This window comes from Defluviimonas aquaemixtae, assembly GCF_900302475.1.
Taxonomy (GTDB): Bacteria; Pseudomonadota; Alphaproteobacteria; order Rhodobacterales; family Rhodobacteraceae; genus Albidovulum; species Albidovulum aquaemixtae.
Window position 1 is genome coordinate 630,705 of record NZ_OMOQ01000001.1, and the last position, 19,737, is coordinate 650,441.

The window sequence follows — 19,737 nt, forward strand, 5'->3', positions numbered from 1 at the left end:
CCGCTGCCGAACCTAACAGGATCGCGCGCCGCGTCACGCCACAATCGCCCGGCCGCGATTGACCGTCCCGCGCCTGTTGCCTATTGAGAACGCGCTTTGCCCGAGGAAGGCCCGACCATGACCGCCGACGCCCCGAAATCCTTCCAGGAAATCATCCTGCGCCTCCAGTCCTACTGGGCCACCAAGGGCTGCGCGATCCTTCAGCCCTACGATATGGAGGTCGGCGCCGGAACCTTCCACCCCGCCACGACGCTGCGTGCGCTTGGGTCGAAGCCCTGGGCCGCGGCCTATGTCCAGCCCTCGCGCCGCCCGACCGACGGGCGCTACGGCGAGAACCCGAACCGGCTGCAGCATTACTACCAGTACCAGGTCATCATCAAACCCTCGCCGCCCGACCTGCAGGCGCTCTATCTCGGCTCGCTCGCCGCGATCGGGATCGACCTGTCGCTGCATGACGTCCGCTTCGTCGAGGACGACTGGGAAAGCCCCACGCTCGGCGCCTGGGGCCTCGGATGGGAGGTCTGGTGCGACGGCATGGAGGTCAGCCAGTTCACCTATTTCCAGCAGGTCGGCGGACATGATTGCAAGCCGGTCTCTGGGGAACTCACCTACGGGCTCGAACGACTGGCGATGTATGTCCTCGGCGTCGACCACGTGATGGACATGCCCTTCAACGACCCGGACGCGGCCATTCCGCTCACCTACGGCGACGTCTTCCGCCAGACCGAGGAGGAGTATTCCCGCTGGAACTTCGACGAGGCCGACACGGAGGTTCTCTTCCAGCACTTCAAAGACGCCGAGGCCGAGTGCGAACGCATCCTCGCCGCCGACGAGACCGACGCGGCGGGTCGCCGCATCACCATGGCGCACCCGGCCTATGACCAGTGCATCAAGGCCTCCCACATCTTCAACCTTCTCGATGCGCGCGGCGTCATCTCGGTGACCGAACGGCAGGCCTATATCGGCCGCGTCCGGGCGCTCGCCAAGAAATGCGCCGACGCGTTCGTCACGACCGCGGCGGGTGGCGGGGCGGCACAGGAAGGCGCTGCGGCGTGAATGGCAAGCTGGTCGCCGGGTCGCTGGTGCTGACGGCGCTCATCGCCGGCGGGGCGGTCTGGTACACCCAGGAACGGGCCTTCTATCACGAGATCGATCCGACTTCGCCGGAGGCGGCGATCCGGCTCACCGGCCCGTCGGGCGATACCGAGCCGGTCGAGGCGGAAGCCTTCGAGGGGATCGACTCCGCAAGCTCGCCCCTCCGCTTCCGCGCCTGCTTCACGACGCCCATGTCGCTCGCCACGCTCACCGACACGTTCGAGGCCTATCCCGACCCCGAACCCCGCATCGCGCCCCGCCAGTTCCCTTGCTTCGACGCCGCCCAGATCGGCGCCGATCTCGAAAGCGGCGCGGCGGTGGCGTTCCTCTCGGAGCGCAACATCCATCCCGGCTTCGACCGCGTCGTCGCGGTCTACGCCGACGGCCGGGCTTACGCCTGGCACCAACCGAACGAAAGCGCGGACCAGTAGATGCCCGATCTTCTCATCGAACTCTTCTCCGAGGAAATTCCCGCGCGGATGCAGGCCAAGGCCCGCGCCGACCTGAAGAAGCTCGTGACCGACGGGCTCGTCGAGGCCGGGCTCACCTACGCAGGCGCCCACGCACTTTCGACCCCGCGGCGTCTGACCCTCGCCGTGGAGGGGCTGACCGCTGAAAGCAAGCCCGTCCGCGAGGAACGCAAAGGGCCGGCGACGACCGCGCCCGAAAAGGCGGTGGAAGGGTTCCTCCGCGCCACTGGCCTCGCGATGGACCAGCTCGAGGTTCGCGACGCGGGCAAGGGGCAGGCCTATTTCGCCGTGATCGAAAAACCCGGCCGCAAGGCCGCCGAGATCGTGGCCGACGTGCTTGGCCCGACGATCCGCGATTTCCCCTGGCCGAAGTCGATGCGCTGGGGCGCGGGCAGCTTGCGCTGGGTGCGGCCGCTGCATTCGATCCTCTGCATCCTTTCGGACGAGGCGGGGGCCGAAACCGTCCCGTTCGAGATCGACGGCATCCGCGCGGGCAGCACCACGCGCGGTCACCGCTTCCTTGCGCCGAAGGCGTTTTCCGTAACGTCCTTTGAGGATTACGCGGCGAAGCTGAAGCGCGCCAAGGTGATGCTCGACGCCGAGGAGCGGGCCGAACACATCTGGCACGACGCCACAAACGCCGCCTTCGCGGCGGGGCTGGAAGTGGTGGAGGACAGGGGCCTTCTGACCGAGGTCGCGGGGCTCGTCGAATGGCCCGTCGTGTTGATGGGCCGGATTGGCGAGGAATTCCTCGACCTGCCGCCCGAGGTGCTGCAGACCTCGATGAAGGAGCATCAGAAGTTCTTCTCCGCTCGCAACCCCAAGACCGGCCGGATCGAGGGCTTCGTCACAGTGGCCAACACCGAGGCCGCCGATGACGGGGCCACGATCCTGAAGGGCAACCAGAAGGTGCTGTCGGCCCGGCTCTCGGACGCAAAGTTCTTCTGGGAGAATGACTTGCGGACCGTTGCTCAGGTCGGGATGAAGGGCATGGCGGAAGGCCTCGCCAACGTGACTTTCCACAACAAGCTCGGGTCGCAGATGGACCGCGTTCAGCGCATCGCCGCGCTCGCGCAGGAGATCGCGCCCCTCGCCGGCGCCAAGCCCGACCTCGCCGCCGAGGCCGCCGAGATCTGCAAGGCCGACCTGCAATCGGCGATGGTCGGCGAATTCCCCGAGCTTCAGGGCATCATGGGCACCTACTACGCCCGCGCCGCCGGCCATGACGACGGCGTGCCCGAGGCCTGCCACGAACACTACCAGCCGCTCGGCCCCTCCGACGCGGTGCCGACCGCGCCGGTCTCGGTCGCCGTCGCCCTCGCCGACAAGATCGACACGCTGACCGGGTTCTGGGCGATCGACGAGAAGCCGACAGGGTCGAAGGATCCGTTCGCGCTGAGACGGGCGGCGTTGGGGGTGATCCGGTTGGTGTTGGCTGAAGGCACGCGCCTCAATCTTAACCTGTGGACAAAGGTTAGCGCCGTGCAGCATCTGACCCGAGTCTGGAACCTGGTGCTGAAGAAGGAATTTGGCGATTTGCTAGAGGCGGCGGCAACGCTAGGTGTTTCGCTCGACGAACTGAATGAGCTTGTAAAGAGCGCGTCTTCAGTGGACATCGTGATGGAAAAGCACGCTGCCGTTGACAGCAACGTCCGTCTCTTTGAGAGAGCAGAAGCAATTCCACACGACCTCCTCGCCTTCTTCCACGACCGCCTCAAGGTCCATCTCCGCGACGAGGGCATCCGCCACGACGTCATCGACGCCTGCCTCGCCATGCCCGGTAATGACGACCTGACGCTCCTCGTCAAGCGCGCGGAGGCGCTCAGCGCCTTCCTCAAAACCGACGACGGCGAAAACCTGATCCTCGGCTTCAAGCGCACCAACAACATCCTGACCCAGGCCGAGGAGAAGGACGGCGTCGAGTATTCCTTCGGCGCCGACCCGAAATTCGCGGAGGATCAGACCGAACGCACACTCTTCGCCGCGCTCGACGCCGCCGAGGCCGCCATCGACCCCGCCATGGAGGCCGAGGAGTTCGGGCGTGCCATGTCCGCCATGGCCGCGCTCCGCGCGCCCATCGACGCGTTCTTCGACACGGTTCAGATCAACACCGACAACGAGATCGTTCGCCGCAACCGCCTGAACCTTCTCAGCCGCATCCGGACGATCTGCCTCAGCGTCGCGGACCTGACGAAGATCGAAGGGTAAGGAACTTCCTTCGCTGACACGCTCAAGGTTGCGTCAGAACCGGTCCTCGGCATGGCCGAGCTCCTCGCGGTACAGGTCCACCCGTTCTTCGATGCGCGCCAGTTCGGCCTCCGGGATCGCCTCCGGCTGCCGGTTCAAGCGCTGCGCCAGTTCGGCGTCGAAGCGCAGATCGGAAATGAGCGGGAAGTGGTCCGAGCCGATTTCTTCTCCTCGCCGGAACGACACGATCGCCACGTCCGGTGTCATGTGAAGCTGGTCGATCGGCGCCCTCAGGATCGGGTGCGTGGCGTCGAAGCTGGAATAGAGACCGCGCCCGACGCGCGGGTCGAGATAGCGGCCCACGCGTTTGAACAGTAGCGCGGCCTGCGACCACGCCGCGACGTTGAAGTCGCCGAGCACCACCACCGGAAGTTCCGACCGCCGCGCGAAGCGCGAGGCGTAGAGGATCTGTGCGTCGCGCGCGTCGGTATCCTCGCCCGGGACTGGCGGGCGCGGATGGAGCCCGACGAAGCGGAAGCGCTCGCCGCCTGGCGTCTCGAGCTCCGCGAAAAGCGCCGGCGTGTCGTCGCGCGTCAGCCAGACCGCCTCGGCGCGGTGCGCCTGAAGCGTCGTCGCGAAGAGCAGGCCGTAGTAGTTGTCCTTGGGCACCCGGACGACAGTCTCGTAGTCCGCGAGGACGGGCTCCATCGCCTCGACCCAGGTCGCGTCGGTCTCCATCAGGAACAGCACGTCCGGCCGCTCGCGGCGCAGGAGTTCGCGCACCGCCTCGTGCCGGTCGTTCTCCTGCAGCACATTCGCCGCGAGAAACCGGATGTCGCGGGCCTCGTCGGGGCGGGCGAGGGCCATTTCCGGCGTGACGAGGGGCGTGTAGGGAAGGATCTTCCAGCATTGGTAGATCAGCGAAACGGTCAGCGCCGAGAAGGCGACAGCCCGCCACGGCGACGACAGGAAGAAGCAGAGCGGCAGTGCCAGCGCGATGGCCGCCGCGATCTGCACCCGGGGAATGTCGAGCGCCCGCACCCACCAGGTCGTCGTCGGCCAAATGGGCAGGAAGGTCGCTGTGGCCAACAGAAGGGCCAGAGCGACGACCGCCAGTTTCAGCACCTGCTCCAAGCCTATCCCCCCGGACTGACCTATCCCGCTTGCCGCGGCTCTGGGCCAACGTTTCCGCGGCCGATTCGGTTTCCCCTCCGGCTGTTTCGCCGCCCGCGCCCTACCGTCGGCGCCGCTTGACCCTGCCCGAAATCCCGATCATATCCGCCCAATCATGACCGAGCTCGCACAGATCCGCAATTTCTCCATCGTGGCCCATATCGACCACGGAAAATCCACACTCGCCGACCGGCTGATCCAGCTGACCGGCACCGTCGCGATGCGCGACATGAAGGCCCAGCTTCTGGACTCGATGGATATCGAACGCGAACGCGGCATCACCATCAAGGCCAACACCGTCCGCATCGACTACCCCGCCAAGGACGGCAAGACCTATGTCCTGAACCTCATCGACACGCCCGGCCATGTCGATTTCACCTACGAGGTCTCGCGGAGCATGCGCGCCGTCGAGGGCTCGCTCCTCGTCGTCGACGCGACGCAGGGCGTCGAGGCCCAGACGCTGGCCAACGTCTACCAGGCCATCGACGCCAACCACGAGATCGTCCCCGTCCTCAACAAGATCGACCTGCCCGCCGCCGAGCCCGACGCGGTCAGGCGGGAGATCGAGGACGTGATCGGCCTCGACGCCTCCGACGCCATCCCGATCAGCGCCAAGACCGGCCTCGGCATCCCCGACGTGCTCGAAGCCATCGTCACCCGCCTTCCCGCGCCGAAAGGCGACCGCGACGCCCCCCTCAAGGCCATGCTGGTCGATAGCTGGTACGACCCCTATCTCGGCGTCGTCGTCATGATCCGCGTCATGGACGGCGTGATCAAGAAGGGCGACCGCATCAAGATGATGCAGACCGGCGCTCTTTACGGCGTCGACAAGCTCGCCGTCCTCAAGCCCAAGATGACCGACATCGCCGAGCTCGGCCCGGGCGAGATCGGTGTCTTCACGGCGTCCATCAAGCAGGTCCGCGACACCCGCGTCGGCGACACGATCACGCATGAGAAGAAGGGCTGCGACCGCGCGCTCCCCGGCTTCAAGCCCGCCCAGCCCGTGGTCTTCTGCGGCCTTTTCCCCGTCGACGCCAACGACTTCGAGGGCCTGCGCGACGCGATCGAGAAGCTCGCCCTCAACGACGCCTCCTTCACCTACGAGATGGAGACCTCGGCGGCCCTCGGCTTCGGCTTCCGCTGCGGCTTCCTCGGACTTCTGCATCTCGAGGTCGTCCGCGACCGGCTCGAACGCGAATACGATCTCGACCTCATCACCACCGCGCCCTCGGTCGTCTTCCGCCTCCACATGCGCGACGGCGAGGTGCGCGAGCTGCACAACCCCGCCGACATGCCCGACCTCACCCTCGTCGAGCATATCGAGGAGCCGCGCATCAAGGCGACGATCATGGTCCCCGACGACTATCTCGGCGACGTCCTGAAGCTCTGCCAGGACCGCAGGGGCATCCAGCTCGACCTCACCTATGCCGGCTCCCGCGCGATGGTGGTCTACGACCTGCCCTTGGCCGAGGTCGTCTTCGACTTCTACGACCGGCTGAAATCCGTGACCAAGGGCTATGCGAGCTTCGACTACCAGATCTCGGAATACCGCGAGGACAATCTCGTCAAGATGCAGGTCCTGGTGAACGAGGAGCCGGTCGATGCGCTCTCCATCATGGTACACCGCGACCGGGCCGAGGCGCGCGGCCGCGTGATGTGCGAGAAGCTGAAGGACCTGATCCCGCGCCACATGTTCAAGATCCCGATCCAGGCGGCGATCGGCGGCCGGGTGATCGCGCGCGAGACCATCGCGGCCTTGCGCAAGGACGTGACCGCGAAATGCTATGGCGGCGACGTGACGCGGAAGAAGAAGCTCTTGGAGAAGCAGAAGGCCGGCAAGAAGAAGATGCGCCAGTTCGGGAAGGTGGAGATCCCGCAGTCGGCGTTTATCTCGGCGTTGAAGATGGATGGGTGACCAATCGGCTGTTCACTTCCGGTTCCAATTTCATCCGAGGAATCGGAGCGGTGAAGGTGGCCGAAAGATACGTTACACGATCCTCCGAGAGGAGGAGGCAAGATATTTCGTTCCGGTGTCAACGCTACTACGCATCTACCGAGGGGAACCCTGCACCAGGCGCCTGGCTATTCGTGTGCGCCGCACACTGCGATGGATGGCTCTAACGCGCGAAGACTTCACAATGACGATGGTCAGGGCGTCGAGCGATCAGGTCCTTGATCTGAAAGCTCAGCATGAGCGAATGTCATTGGACGAGATTGAGGAGTTCCGAGAGTTTTATCGAAATGAATTGAACGGATTCATCGATGTAGAGCGGTCTATTCTCGATCAGAACCGCTCGGTTCGATATGCCCGTTCAGCAATTGTAACTGAAATGACTTTGGAGGCGTCTGCAGTCGCATCTCTCGAAAGAGAGGAGCGAGATTTACTCATTGCTGGCAGTGTGGCCTGCAATGAAATAAACAACCTAATTAAACTTGCAACCTTGACGGGGATATGCAGCTTTCCAACAGATATACGTCTAGCTCATGCGATGTCAATGGAATTGACGTTGGCGAAACTGCTGGCCGGAAAAATCCACGAATCCTGGAAGTTGGTCTGTCAAAGATACTTTGGTACGGGACTATCGAAGAAGTGGGATGGCAAAGTTTCTTCGGGTGGACAGCAGGCTTTAAGGCGATTGAAAAAGTATTTTTCAAGGAAGAATTTGATATCGCGAGTTCGAAATGAGGCTGGCTTCCACTACGGCCAAACCCGGCAGTGGGGGCGTGAATATGATAAACAACCACAGCTGCGGTGGTATTTGGGAGAGCGGCACGTCAACGACTTATATGAGTACGCAGAAACAGCATTTATTGCTGAACTGCTAGGCGAAGACCAGAAGGGCATGGTCGATGCAGTTGAGAAATTTAGGAATGATTGCGTGGCATCTAGTCAGGACATCCTACAGTTCTTTGACTCCGTCTTCGCCGCATTCCTTGAAGAAATAATTCAAGATCGTGGTCCCGGTGTGGCCAAAATGCGGAAGTACGAGATTTTGGCCAACAAGATGGACGATTTTGTGGGAATTCCGACTGTGTTTCCAGATGAGATACCTAGTGAGGCAACTCGTCAGCTTAATGCTTTGAACGAGTTTCTCTCGAAAATCTCTTCTAGCAAGCCCTAGGGCGGGATTAACCCGTTCACTTCCTAAACCTCACGACGTGTTCCCGCGCGCCTTCGGCGCGTAAGGGCTAGCAAGTTGTAGGGCAGGGTTCAGCCCCCCGTTTCCCGAACTTTACCGCCCATCCCCGCCCGATTTGTCCCGCGACAAATCGGGCCGCGCCTGCCACCCTGCCCGCCCGACGCGGGCGCGCGTTCGACCGGGAAACGGTCCACTGGACCGTTTCTGATCCGGTCTCACCCCAGGCAGTCGCGCCCCGATTTCCGAACGCATGGGGCTAACGGAGAACCCCTTGGCCTCCGGCTCGCGCCTCCGGGCAAGCGGACCGGGCAAAGGTCCACTGGACCTTTGCTTTCCGGCCCTCGGGCGCCTCACCCCTTCCGTCCCACAACCTCCTCCCACGCCGCCTCATCGACCGCCTTCAGCCGCGTGAGCGCCGCCTCGGCCTCGTCGCGCAACGTCACCTTCATCTCGGCCTTCACCCGCTCCACGCCCGCGACCAGCGCGTCGATCTCGGGCAGCGGCACCTTGGTCTTTTCAGACAGCGCCTGCAGCGCCTCCAGAACCTTGCCGAGCTGTTTGCCATAGCTCGCCACCTCGCGGAGGATCCGCGCCTCGATCTCGGGGCTGCCCTTGATGTCGGGCGACAGGAACCGGGGCGTGATCTCCTGCGTCACGTCGCCGGAAAAGGGCGCGCGGAAGATGTAGGGGAAGAGGCTGGGGTACATCGGGGAATTCCTTTCGGTCGAAATGGAAAGCGCGGGCGCAAAATGACGCCCGCGCTGAGTGTAGCGTAGAAGTCGGCGAGTCTCACTCGCCACGTAACGGAGTCCCCGTCACTCCGCCGTGACGACCTGCATCACCAGCTTGTCGTCCACCTTGATCGGGCCGTCCTCCTTGGCGCCGAGCGTGTATTCGAACCCGCCGGTCGTCATGCCACCGTCCTCGCCGTGGACCATCAGCATCAGCATCTCGCCGGACGCCACCGGCTCCATGAGGATCGCGGCCACGTCGACATTCTCGCCCGCGCGCAAGGGAGCGTAGCCGACGACCGGCCCCGGCTTCATCTCGGCATCGGTGCGGTGGACGACCATCCAGCCGTTGGCGGGCGCGACGACCTTGTCGGCGCTCACCACGCCGTTCGCGACGCTCTGGTCCGCGGCCTCGACCATCGGCGCCATTCCGTGGCCGTCGGCCAGCGCCAGCGTGCCCAGCATGGCGGTGGCGGTTGCGGTCATGACAAGAAATTTCATGTCGGTTTCCTCCTCAAGGTTTCCTGACCCGGACTGGCCAGGCATGAGGAGCTACGGAGGGAATCCGCAAAAAGTTGCAGAGGAAGTTTCGGGGCCGGAAAGACCGGCGGATTGCAGGGGCAGGGGGGCGCCCTCGCGCGAGCGGTTCACCCGGTTCGGCCCGTCGCTGTCCCGCGCACTGCCCGCGCTAGAACAGCCCGTCGCCGCCCTGCCGGTCCTCGACGACCTCGTCGGCGACCACCGCGACGCCCGCGCCGATGATCACCGGTGCGCAGCCCGCGAGCGAAAGCGCCGCCGCCGCCAGAATAAGCCCGAATGTCCGCATGCTGTGTCCTCCCCCTCGGGGCAGTCTATCAAAGCCGGTCCCCGGCGCCAGCCCGGGGCGCCCGAACGCACATGCCCGACACGTGTCGGGACGGATGCCAGACGCGTGCGGGACGCCGGCCATACCGATGCCAGACGCCCGCGAGCCCCGAAATCATGGTGTGAGCGATCTCGCCTTTCCCGCCCGCAAGCCTGCCGAAAGACAGGCGGAATCGAGTTGTCCACATGAAATCCACAAGGAATTTCAACATCTTATCCCCCGAAAACTTTCGCGGGCCGGTGTTTTTTCCTTGCGGGAATCACCCCCGTTTGTGAACGTTCTTTTACCGCAAGGGGTCGCAAGACACCGGGCGGACCGCAAAGACCTCCGGGGTCTTCACGATTGGAAAACGGAACATGTGTCCGGGATCGAATCAGGGAGCTTCGGAACGTCGGGAGGGCCGCGAAAGATCCTCGGATCTGAAGGGGTTAACCTCGGCGTCGCAAGGGTCGGAGCGGGTCATGCGGGCGCTTCGGTGTCCCGTGTGGCGGCGAAGGTCCTTCGGGGCCGGAGCCTTATCCGGGTTGTCCGCAAGGGTGGTCTGGATCGGAAAGGCGTCAGGGTGTGCCGCAAGGCACGATGCGAAGACCGCGTCTGAGCACCTGGCGCCTTTTCTGATTCTTAATCTTTTTCCGGTAAGAAAACCGAGGCCCGGTCACCATCGGCAACCGGGCCCCCTCAGCGTCAGCTGATGCATTACCGCGTCCATGCACCTGTAGTGAGAGCGTTACACCGGAAAGCGCCGGAGATCAACCATATCTCGCGACGATTGTGCGATACTTCGCAATATGTACCGGTGTTGGCGATCATATGGCGGGCCCTTGGGCCCTGCTCCATATGCCGCGTCACATTCCCGACTGCACGTCCTCGGCCTCGTCGGTGATCGCCGAGCCTGCCGACTGAAGATCGCGTCCCGCGCCTTTGACGGTCTCACAGGCCGCGAGCGAGAAGATCGTGATGAGAGCGAGGATGAACCGGGTCATATGAATCTCCAACGTTGGTACTGATGCGACATTGCCGCCGGCGCGGCGCGGCTTCAAGAGGCGGATTCGGCGGCCGGGCCGATCCCGCCGCCTGGACATGCAAACGACGGAGATTCAGCGCCGCGCCTAGCGACTGTCGCGGCGCAGGCGAAGAAAGATCGGGCGTATGGTCCCGCGCGCAGACAAAAACAAAGTCGTTTGCGTACCAACTTTCGGACATGTCCCAAAAGACAAGTTCCCGAATCCCCAAAACCTGTGTCTAAACTACACGTATAAGGGGTAAGAAACATTGAAGAGTAACTGCATAGTAGAAGAATTCTAAACAATCCGTTTCCAGAACCAATGATGGGCGGGTCCGCGTTGCTGTGCGGTCCCGCCCTTCCTTATGGGCGGGCACGGTCCCACATCCGGGATTCACCCTTTCTTAACCGTCTTGCGCGAGGTTCGCGGCATGCGCCTGCTCGCCCTCCTTCTTCTTGCCGCCTGCGCGTCACCCGCCCCGCAGTTCATCGGTGGCGAACGGCACGAGGTCACGCGGGGCGGGTTGCGCTTCGTCGTCTTCCACGCGGGCAGCAGGGCTGAGGTCGTGCGTCTCGGCTATCTCACGCGGTCCGAGCGCGCAATCGTGCCGCGCCTGATGGAGGAAGCGGCGGCGGAGGCCACGGGTTGCCGCGTCGTCCCGAACTCGATGCGGTCCGGGATCCCCGGCGATACCGGTGAGGCACGCTTCGATCTCGACTGCCGCGCCTGATCGGTCTCGGCCCGCTCTTGTACGCATTGCGCGGCATGCGGCTCGCCTCGGCAGTCCATGCCGTTTCATACGCTCGTCGCCTTAAGGCCCGCCAGTTCGGCTGCGATCGCGGTCTCGAAGATTGGCTTGTCGCGCTTCACGCGATCATTGCGCTCGTGACTGCCAGCGCGCGGTCCGGGCTACCAACTGTCTCCTACGTCGCTGCGGCCTGACACGGTGAGGAACGCGCGGACGGCCGCTTCGAACTCGCGCGGGCGGTCAGCGTGAAGCCAATGGCCCGCGCCGCGCAGCTTGGCGAAACGTGCGGCCGGGAAGAGTTTCTTGATCGTGCCTCGGTGCTCCGGGCGCACATAGTCCGACTCGGCGCCGGTCAAGAACAGGGCAGGTCCGTCGAATTGACCCTCTGTCTCCGGCCAGCCTATGATGCGTTCCATCTCGCGTTCCAGCACGTCAAGATTGAGGCGCCAGCGCGGCGGCTCCACCTTGAGATCGAGCGACTGAAGGAGGAACGCGCGCACGCCAGGCTCTACGACCGTCGCCGCGAGGCGCCGGTCAGCCTCGCCGCGCGAAGTCAGACCTCTCAGGTCGAGACCGTGCATCGCGCGTGTCAGATGTGCCTGGGAATGCCCATAGGCCGCTGGCGCGATGTCAGCCACGATGAGGCGCCGTACGGATTCGGGCTGCGTGAGCGCGAGTTGCATCGCGGCCTTGCCACCCATCGAATGGCCGACGACATCGGCCGTACCGCCGGTCGCCGCCACGACCTCGGCGAGATCGGCAGCCATGTCCTCGTAGCCATTGGTGTCGGCGCGGAAGCTCTCACCGTGATTGCGCATGTCGACGGTCACGACACGCCGGTCGGCGGCGAGCCGCCGCGCGATCGCGCCCCAGTTGCGCGCCGAGCCGAACAGCCCGTGCGCGATCAGGATGGCAGGATCCGCCCCCGTTGCGCCGAGTTCATCATACCTGAGCATGGCTCTTCCTAGCGCAGCGCAGAGCGGGCTTCCAGTGGCGTTGCGAGGTGGCCGGGGTGAGGTTAGTCTCTGCTTCGCGGGAGGGCGGAATGAGCGGCTTGGACGTGCAGCAAATGGCGCGCCGGGTGGCCGAGCTGATGGAGGCGCGGCTACATGTCCGGGGCGCAGACTTGTCCCAAAAACTCAGGCGCGGGGCCCGGTTTCTGCCGCGTAAGGTGCGCAAGTCGGCCGCCTATCTCGCGCGCGCGGCCGAGGACGCCCAGGTGCCGCGTCTGCACATGCGGCTCGACCAGGCAGAAATCGCGAAGGCCTACGACACGTGTGTCCGCTATCTCAAGCCGCTCGGTGCGGGCGCGCGGCGCAAGGCGATCCTGCTCGACATCCTCACGGGGCTCGCAGGCGGAATATTCGTCGCGTGCTTGTTCGTCCTCGCGCTTCTCGTCTGGCGCGGCTTTCTCTGACTTACGGGTGGCGACGCCGCCTCGCGTGGCAACGGCGCCGATAACGTACCGGGTGGAAACCTGTCGGCGAGGACATGGTTTTAGATCACGACGGCGGTGACAGCCGTGACGCGGTAACGCGGTCACGAAACGAGGGGAGGCGTCGCCCCCCTATCGGTTTCGCGCCGCTCAAAGCCCCGGATAGAGCGGGAAGCGGGCGCACAGTTCGGACACTTCCACCTTGACCTTTTTTTCGACCGCGCCGTTGCCGTCTTCGCCATTGACCGCAAGTCCGTCGACCACCTCGATGATCCAGCGGGCGATCTGGCGGAACTCAGCCTCGGCGAAGCCGCGGGTCGTGCCGGCGGGGGAGCCGAGGCGGATGCCCGAAGTGACCATAGGCTTTTCAGGGTCGAACGGGATGCCGTTCTTGTTGCATGTGATGCGGGCGCGGCCCAATGCCTTCTCGGTCTCGTTGCCCTTCACCTTTTTCGGGCGAAGATCGACGAGCATGACGTGCGTGTCGGTCCCGCCCGTGACGATGTCGAGCCCGCCTTTCATCAGTTCGTCAGCCAAGGCTTGCGCGTTCTTCACGACCTGCGCGGCATAGGCCTTGAACTCGGGGCGAAGCGCCTCGCCGAAGGCCACCGCCTTCGCGGCGATGACATGCATCAGCGGTCCGCCCTGGATGCCCGGGAAGATCGCCGAATTAACCTTCTTGGCGATCTCTTCATTGTTCGTGAGGATCATGCCGCCGCGCGGGCCGCGAAGCGTCTTGTGCGTTGTCGTCGTAGCGACATCCGCGAAGGGAAAGGGTGAAGGGTGCTGGCCGCCCGCGACCAGTCCCGCGAAATGCGCCATGTCGACCATCAGCCAGGCGCCCACGCTGTCGGCGATCTCGCGGAACTTTGCGAAATCCATTATGCGCGGCACGGCCGAACCGCCTGCGACGATCAGCTTGGGCTGGTGCTCCTTGGCAAGGGCGGTGACCTGGTCGTAGTCGATGCGGCTGTCCTGCTTGCGAACGCCGTACTGTACGGCGTTGAACCACTTGCCCGACTGGTTCGGCGCGGCGCCATGCGTCAGATGGCCTCCGCTCGCGAGGTTCATGCCAAGGAAGGTCTCGCCGGGTTTCAGGAGCGCGTTGAAGACGCCCTGGTTGGCCTGAGAGCCGGAATTCGGCTGGACGTTCACGAATTCGCAGCCGAAGAGTTCCTTGGCCCGATCGATCGCGAGGTTCTCGGCCACGTCGACGTATTGGCAACCGCCGTAGTAGCGACGACCGGGATAGCCTTCGGCATACTTGTTGGTCATCACCGAGCCCTGCGCCTCCATCACGGCGCGGGACACGATGTTTTCCGAGGCGATCAGCTCTATTTCGTCGCGCTGGCGGCCGAGTTCGTCGGTGATTGAGCGGTGGAGCTCAGGATCGCGAGTGGCGAGGGTCTCGGTGAAAAAGCCGGTATCGCGTTGCGGGGCGTCCATGGGTCTCTCCTCAGGCAGGCGCGTTGCGCGGGTTGTAGCTGAGGACGGCTGCAGTCGGAAGCGCGGAATCCGACCTGTTTTGTTGCGCGGGCGAAACGAATTCCACTATGGGAAGCTTTTCGCCTGCCGCGTCAGGCGACGGTGAACTGGCCCATCATGCCGGCATCCTCGTGTTCGAGGATGTGGCAGTGATACATGTAGGGCAGAACGGGATCCGAATAATCGGCGAATGACAGCCGAAGCGCGACCGATTCTTCCGGCCGGATCAGGACGGTATCCTTATGCCCAGCTTCGTGCGCGGCGGGCGGTTGGCCGTTGCGGCTGAGGATGCGGAACTGGACGTCGTGGATATGCATCGGGTGAAGCATCGGCGTCGTGTTCGTCCAGGTCCAGGTTTCAGTCGCGCCGAGAGGAACCGAGAAATCCACCCGGTCATGGTCGAAACGGCGGTTGTTGATCGTGAAGTCGCCCATCATGCCCATGCCGGTCATCGCGAGGCTGAAGTCGCGCTCCTCGCCGGTTGCTTCCGGCGGCGGCGGGAGTTCGACGAGCGTGTCGGGCAGGGCGGCGGCGCGGCGGGCGGCGCGGGGCCGGAACTCCATCACGTCGCGGGTGCCGGCGGTGCCCATCATCATGACCTCGGCGCCGAAGACCTCGGCGCGAAGCTGCGCGGCTTCGCCGCCGGACAAATCGACAAGGAATTCGCCGCGCTCCCCGGGGCTAAGGACCGAGCCCTGCATGGCGACCGGCGCCGCCAACAGCCCGCCATCCGAGGCGATCTGGTGGAACGTCCGATTGTCGGAGAAATGCAGGCCATAGAAGCTGCCATTGGAGCCGTTCAGGACGCGGAGCCGGACGAGCGGCGCGTCGGTTTCGAGCAACGGGCCGATCTGACCATTCACCAGCATCACGTCGCCCTGCATTCCGGCCATGCGGTCGTGCATGTTCAGCGCATAGGGCATCTGCCCGGCGGCGTCGAAACGTCGGTCCTGGAGGACCAGCGTGAAGTCATCCTCGCCATGTGTACGGGGCAGTGCAACAGCAGTCTCCTCATCGTCTTCGACCCGGATCACGCCGGCCATGCCGGCCCAGACATGCGGACCGGCCTTTCGATGCTGATGACCATGGAACCAGAACGTGCCCGCTTTTTGCATCAGATCGAATTCGGGTGACCAAGTCTCGCCGGGCGCGATCGACTGATGCGGGCCGCCGTCGGCGGCGGCAGGCACATGCAGGCCGTGCCAGTGCAGGGTCATCGGTTCGGCGAGTGTGTTGCCGACATTCATGCGTAGCTTTTCGCCGGCGTGCGCCGACAGGATTGGGCCGAGAAATGGTGCGTTGATCCCGATCGTCTCCGTCGCCGTTTCGTCGTGGAATTCGTGCAGGCCATTCGCGACCAAAAGGTCGAAGACCCGCCGGCCCTGTTCGATACTGCCGCCGGTGAGCGGGGGCTGGACGAAGGGTCGGCCCGAAACGGCGGCACGTGCGCCGCGAGCGCCGATCAGCGCGGGTGCGGCCAGCGCGGCGAGGCCGGCAAGGGCGGCACGGCGGGAAAGCGAGGCGAAGGTTGGCATTGGCGGCTCTCGGGAAGCGGCGCTTGCGGGAAGCGGCGCGGTTGGGGTTGTCTTTGCAGTCCTGTCTGTGGATCAATGCACGAGGAACGCGGACGGAGCCAGTGGTGTCGACGCCCAAGAAGATCACATTCCTGGCAAGCGACACCGAGGCCGCGCAGGCAGCGCTCGCCGAGCTCTCCGGCATCTACGGCTCGGTTCCGCTCGGCGGGGCCGAGGTAATCGTGGCGCTCGGCGGCGACGGGTTCATGCTCCAGACCCTTCACGCCACGCAGTCGATGGATGTACCTGTCTACGGCATGAATTGCGGCACCATCGGCTTTCTCATGAACGAGTTCGACACCGAAGGGCTGATCGGCCGGCTCGATGCGGCCGAGGAAGAGGTCATCAACCCGCTGAGGATGCACGCCGTCCGCGCCGACGGGACGGTGCACGAGGCGCTCGCCATCAACGAGGTGTCGCTTCTCCGGGCTGGACCGCAGGCGGCCTGGCTGAGGATCAGCATCGACGGCAAGGTGCGGATGGAGGAACTGGTCTGCGACGGCGCGCTTGTCTGCACGCCCGCCGGGTCAACCGCCTACAACTACTCCGCACACGGCCCGATCCTGCCCATCGGCGCAGAGGTGCTTGGGCTGACCGCGATGGCCGCGTTTCGGCCCCGCCGCTGGCGCGGCGCGGTGTTGCCGAAGACCGCGACGGTGCGGTTCGACGTGCTTGACGCGGCGAAACGCCCTGTCATGGCGGATGCCGACGGCAGATCCGTACGCGATGTCGTCTCGGTCGAGGTCCGTTCGGACCCGATGATCCGTCACCGGATCCTGTTCGATCCGGGCCATGGGCTGGAAGAGCGGCTCACGCGCGAGCAGTTCGAGTGACCGCGCTCAGTCGCCGTTCTTCCAAGCCTCGATCTTTCGGTAAAGCGTCGACGGCGCAACATCGAGCACCCGCGCCGCCTTCGGAACCGAACCGCCATGCCGCGCGATCGTCTCCTCGATCACCATCCGTTCGATTTCGGCCAGTGACCGTCCCACGAGTCCCTCGAGCGTCACATGCGGAGCGAGACGCTCCACAGGCTCGGCATCGCGCCGCTCCAATTGGTGGTGAAGCTCGATCGGCAGCATGTTCTTTGTGACGGCCTGCCCGTCATTCAGGACGACGACATGGCGCATGACATTGAGAAGCTGGCGCACGTTGCCGGGCCAGGGGAGCTTCCGGAAAAGCGCCTTGACCTCGGAATCGAGGGTGCGAAAGCCCTTGTCCTCCTCGTGCGAGAAACGTGTCAGCGCCGCTTCGGCGATCGCGACCACGTCGTCGCCGCGCTCACGCAGGGGCGGCATGTGGATCGGCACGACATGAAGGCGATAGTAGAGGTCCTCGCGGAATCGGCCCCGGCGCACCTCTTGAAGCGGGTCGCGGCTGGTCGCGCAGATGATGCGGACATTGACCTTGCGCGAACGCGCGGCGCCCACCGGCTGGATCGTCGAGGTCTGAAGAAATCTAAGAAGCTTGGTCTGAAGGTTGAGGTCCAACTCGCAGATATCATCGAGAAAGAGCGTGCCTCCGTCGGCGGCGGCGGCGGCCCCCGGCTTGTCCGAAATCGCGCCGGTAAAGGACCCCTTCACGTGTCCAAAGACCTCGGAATCCAGCAGCTCCGACGGAATCGCGCCGCAGTTGAGCGGTACGAAAGGGCCTTCCGCGCGGTTGGAAAAATCGTGCACCGCCTGAGCGCAGATTTCCTTGCCGGTGCCGCTCTCGCCGGTGATGAACACCGTCGCCATTGACCGTGAGACCGATCGGATCTTGCGGTAGAGCGCGCGCATCGTTGCGGACTGGCCGATGAAGTCGGGCGGCGGGCGATCGTCCCGGCCCGACTTGCGCGACGGCGCGCGGACGACGGACAGCGCGTTGTCTATGGCGCTGAGGAAGCGTTGTTCGTCGAACGGCTTGACGAGGAATTCGTGCGCCCCGGCCCGCATGGCGGCAACTGCCTTGTTGATCGAGCCATTCGCGGTGATGACGATCACTTGGGTGTCCGGCTTAATCGCAAGGAAGTCCTGCATCAGATCCAGCCCGTCACGATCGGGCAGCACGAGATCGAGGAGGACGACCGGCGGCCTGAGTGCCTTGAAGGCGGCAAGGCCCGACTCTGCGTCATCGGCGCTATGCACGTCGTGGCCGGCAGAAGCCAGGACAGATTCATAGACCAGTTGCAGCGACGGCGTGTCTTCGACCAGAAGAAGCGGCGCACCCGTCATGCCGCCTCGCCTCGTCGGACTTGTTCCTCGGTGACAAAGTGGATCAGGCGGTCAAGCTGGGCAAGCGCCTCCTGCCCAAGCGCGGCGTATGCCGCCTGTTCACCGCGATGGGCGGCGTTGTTCAGCGCCTGTGCAAGCGCCTGAAGCCGCACGGCGCCGACCGCGCCCGCAAGCGCGATGAGGACATGCGTCTGCGCCCGGATTGCCGCAGCGCCGGCGTCGGCCAAACCCGCGACGAGTCCGCGCTCCACTTTGCGCAGATCCTCGCACAACCGGTCGAGCAGTTCACGCGACGCTTGCGGTCCGGCGACCTCGATCAGCCGGTCGAACGCAGCACGGTCGAATGCATGGTTAGCTCCAGCCTCGGCCGGCCTCTCCTCCGGCGCGCGGGCCCTGCGGCCGAGAACGTCGGCGATCGTCATGCCGAAGCCCTCGATCCCGGCGAGAGGCTTGGCGAGAATCGCATCCGCTCCCGCCGCATAGATCGCATCGCGATTGGCCCGAAGCACGTAGGCCGTGATGGCGACAATCGGCATTGACGACGACAGTCGGGGATCGGCCCTAATTGCGCGGATCACCTCGATCCCGTTCAGAACCGGCATCTCGATGTCGACGAGAGCGAGGTCGAATGTCTCGCGTTCGAGGCAGCGCAGCGCCTCGGTCCCGTCCTCGGCGATCCGGTACTCTGCTCCGAGTTTGGAGAGCATGCGGCCGATGATCATCTGGTTGGTCGCATTGTCTTCGGCGACGAGTACCTGCTTGCCACCGAGATCGGGCAGAGTGACGATCCTGTCGCGTGCCGGAATCGTCCAGGTTTCCGGCGGCAACTCCAGCGTGACGCGGGCGCCCCTCTGGCCGAGGTTCTCAACACAGATTGTGCCGCCGAGCCGCTCCGCCATGTGACGCGAGATATGCATGCCCAGCCCCTGACCGGGCTTTCGGCTACCATCGGGGCGGCCGCGATACTCGAAGATCCGCGTCAGCGCTTCTGCAGAAAAGCCCGGACCCTGATCCGTCACCGACATAAGAAGCGCGCCACTCTCCGCCATCCGGACGTCGAGTTTGATCGCGCCGGTGTCGGTGAACTTGATCGCATTGGACAGAAGGTTCGACAGGACCCGCTCCAGCGCGACCCGATCGAGCGTCAGGACCGGCGGCACGTCGCCGGCGCGCGCAAGCCGGAAGGTCAGCCCCTTCTCGCGCGCGCGCCCCGACCAGCGCATCTCGACGTCGTAGAGGAACCGCTCCATCTGGAGATTCGCGGGATGGGTCGCTGCGAAGTCATCCTCACCGAGCATCATCGACAGCCCCTCTTCGAGGAGCCGAGCGAGGTTTTCGCCCGCGGAACGAACACGCTCCATCTGCAGGCGCGTGGACTCGTCCAGCCCGCTCCGATCGACAAGCCTCAGCCCGCCGATGATGTCCGATACGGCCGCGCGCAGGTCGTGCCCGAGAAGCGTCATCCGTCCCTGATCGGTCCGGTCGGACGCGCCCGACACCGGATCATCATTATGCTCGGACATCGCGCGGTCCCCTCTTCCGGGAGCGGCTTGAACCATTCTGGAATACAAGTGTCGGTTGCATGACGTTATGGTTCTACGCGAGGAAATCGCGTGC

The 19,737-nt window shown here is 64.5% G+C and carries 18 protein-coding genes; 8 read left to right on the top strand and 10 right to left on the bottom strand.

All coding sequences use genetic code 11. From position 1 onward, the window contains the following. The first annotated feature begins 117 nt into the window (after positions 1 to 117). From DEA8626_RS03065 to glyS, 3 genes are read left to right on the top strand one after another with little or no spacing between them, the layout of a single operon-like run. Positions 118 to 1,056 (top strand): glycine--tRNA ligase subunit alpha, encoded by a 939-nt coding sequence (locus tag DEA8626_RS03065; protein WP_108851589.1) that lies wholly within the window; start codon positions 118 to 120, stop codon positions 1,054 to 1,056. Further along, positions 1,053 to 1,526: a DUF6446 family protein gene (locus DEA8626_RS03070; protein WP_108851590.1), complete on the top strand. Its 474-nt coding sequence runs from the start codon at positions 1,053 to 1,055 to the stop codon at positions 1,524 to 1,526. Before DEA8626_RS03065 ends, DEA8626_RS03070 begins: the two co-directional genes overlap by 4 nt. Further along, the gene (gene glyS / locus DEA8626_RS03075) at positions 1,527 to 3,773 is read left to right on the top strand and encodes a glycine--tRNA ligase subunit beta (protein ID WP_108851591.1); all 2,247 of its coding nucleotides are present in this window, start codon (positions 1,527 to 1,529) and stop codon (positions 3,771 to 3,773) included. A gap of 33 nt (positions 3,774 to 3,806) precedes the next feature. Here the strand turns inward: glyS and DEA8626_RS03080 are convergent, their stop codons facing one another. After that, on the bottom strand, positions 3,807 to 4,877 hold the full coding sequence (locus DEA8626_RS03080; RefSeq protein ID WP_245890835.1) for an endonuclease/exonuclease/phosphatase family protein: 1,071 nt from the start codon (positions 4,875 to 4,877) through the stop codon (positions 3,807 to 3,809). A gap of 163 nt (positions 4,878 to 5,040) precedes the next feature. On the opposite strand from DEA8626_RS03080, the gene lepA reads away from it, so the two are divergent. Both lepA and DEA8626_RS03090 read left to right on the top strand, forming a co-directional pair. Beyond that, the gene (gene lepA / locus DEA8626_RS03085) at positions 5,041 to 6,840 is read left to right on the top strand and encodes a translation elongation factor 4 (RefSeq protein ID WP_108851593.1); all 1,800 of its coding nucleotides are present in this window, start codon (positions 5,041 to 5,043) and stop codon (positions 6,838 to 6,840) included. Positions 6,841 to 7,063: 223 nt separating this feature from the next. Next, positions 7,064 to 8,047 carry a hypothetical protein gene (locus tag DEA8626_RS03090; RefSeq protein ID WP_108851594.1) on the top strand — a complete coding sequence of 328 codons (984 nt, stop codon included), beginning with the start codon at positions 7,064 to 7,066 and terminating at the stop codon, positions 8,045 to 8,047. A gap of 368 nt (positions 8,048 to 8,415) precedes the next feature. Here DEA8626_RS03090 and DEA8626_RS03095 read toward each other — a convergent pair whose 3' ends face one another. From DEA8626_RS03095 to DEA8626_RS03110, 4 genes are all read right to left on the bottom strand, one after another. Continuing rightward, positions 8,416 to 8,772, bottom strand: coding sequence for a hypothetical protein (locus DEA8626_RS03095; RefSeq protein WP_108851595.1), 357 nt, complete (start codon positions 8,770 to 8,772; stop codon positions 8,416 to 8,418). 108 nt (positions 8,773 to 8,880) lie between these two features. Continuing rightward, positions 8,881 to 9,297 carry a DUF7282 domain-containing protein gene (locus tag DEA8626_RS03100; RefSeq protein WP_181366342.1) on the bottom strand — a complete coding sequence of 139 codons (417 nt, stop codon included), beginning with the start codon at positions 9,295 to 9,297 and terminating at the stop codon, positions 8,881 to 8,883. Positions 9,298 to 9,484: 187 nt separating this feature from the next. Continuing rightward, positions 9,485 to 9,622 (bottom strand): hypothetical protein, encoded by a 138-nt coding sequence (locus tag DEA8626_RS20965; RefSeq protein WP_181366343.1) that lies wholly within the window; start codon positions 9,620 to 9,622, stop codon positions 9,485 to 9,487. Positions 9,623 to 10,506: 884 nt separating this feature from the next. Beyond that, positions 10,507 to 10,644, bottom strand: coding sequence for an entericidin A/B family lipoprotein (locus tag DEA8626_RS03110; protein ID WP_108851596.1), 138 nt, complete (start codon positions 10,642 to 10,644; stop codon positions 10,507 to 10,509). 451 nt (positions 10,645 to 11,095) lie between these two features. On the opposite strand from DEA8626_RS03110, the gene DEA8626_RS03115 reads away from it, so the two are divergent. Next, positions 11,096 to 11,395, top strand: coding sequence for a hypothetical protein (locus DEA8626_RS03115; protein WP_108851597.1), 300 nt, complete (start codon positions 11,096 to 11,098; stop codon positions 11,393 to 11,395). Positions 11,396 to 11,574: 179 nt separating this feature from the next. On the opposite strand, the gene DEA8626_RS03120 is transcribed toward DEA8626_RS03115, so the two are convergent. Next, a complete protein-coding gene (locus tag DEA8626_RS03120) occupies positions 11,575 to 12,369 on the bottom strand; it encodes an alpha/beta fold hydrolase (protein ID WP_108851598.1) in 795 nt (264 codons plus the stop codon). 89 nt (positions 12,370 to 12,458) lie between these two features. On the opposite strand from DEA8626_RS03120, the gene DEA8626_RS03125 reads away from it, so the two are divergent. Then, complete coding sequence (locus DEA8626_RS03125) at positions 12,459 to 12,830, top strand: hypothetical protein (protein ID WP_108851599.1); 372 nt, start codon at positions 12,459 to 12,461, stop codon at positions 12,828 to 12,830. A 168-nt stretch (positions 12,831 to 12,998) separates the two neighbouring features. On the opposite strand, the gene glyA is transcribed toward DEA8626_RS03125, so the two are convergent. Together glyA and DEA8626_RS03135 are read right to left on the bottom strand one after the other, a co-directional pair. Beyond that, entirely contained in the window at positions 12,999 to 14,294 is a 1,296-nt protein-coding gene (gene glyA / locus DEA8626_RS03130) for a serine hydroxymethyltransferase (protein ID WP_108851600.1), read from the bottom strand. Between the two features lie 131 nt (positions 14,295 to 14,425). Further along, positions 14,426 to 15,868, bottom strand: a complete 1,443-nt coding sequence (locus DEA8626_RS03135) for a multicopper oxidase family protein (protein WP_108851601.1) — start codon at positions 15,866 to 15,868, stop codon at positions 14,426 to 14,428. Positions 15,869 to 15,972: 104 nt separating this feature from the next. Here DEA8626_RS03135 and DEA8626_RS03140 point away from each other — a divergent pair, with 104 nt between their 5' ends. Further along, on the top strand, positions 15,973 to 16,740 hold the full coding sequence (locus DEA8626_RS03140; RefSeq protein ID WP_108853294.1) for an NAD kinase: 768 nt from the start codon (positions 15,973 to 15,975) through the stop codon (positions 16,738 to 16,740). Between the two features lie 6 nt (positions 16,741 to 16,746). Here DEA8626_RS03140 and DEA8626_RS03145 read toward each other — a convergent pair whose 3' ends face one another. Both DEA8626_RS03145 and DEA8626_RS03150 read right to left on the bottom strand, forming a co-directional pair. Then, positions 16,747 to 18,120: a sigma-54-dependent transcriptional regulator gene (locus DEA8626_RS03145; protein ID WP_108851602.1), complete on the bottom strand. Its 1,374-nt coding sequence runs from the start codon at positions 18,118 to 18,120 to the stop codon at positions 16,747 to 16,749. Beyond that, positions 18,117 to 19,643 (bottom strand): ATP-binding protein, encoded by a 1,527-nt coding sequence (locus DEA8626_RS03150; RefSeq protein WP_181366344.1) that lies wholly within the window; start codon positions 19,641 to 19,643, stop codon positions 18,117 to 18,119. The genes DEA8626_RS03145 and DEA8626_RS03150 overlap by 4 nt, the downstream gene beginning before the upstream one ends. Positions 19,644 to 19,737 lie beyond the last annotated feature (94 nt).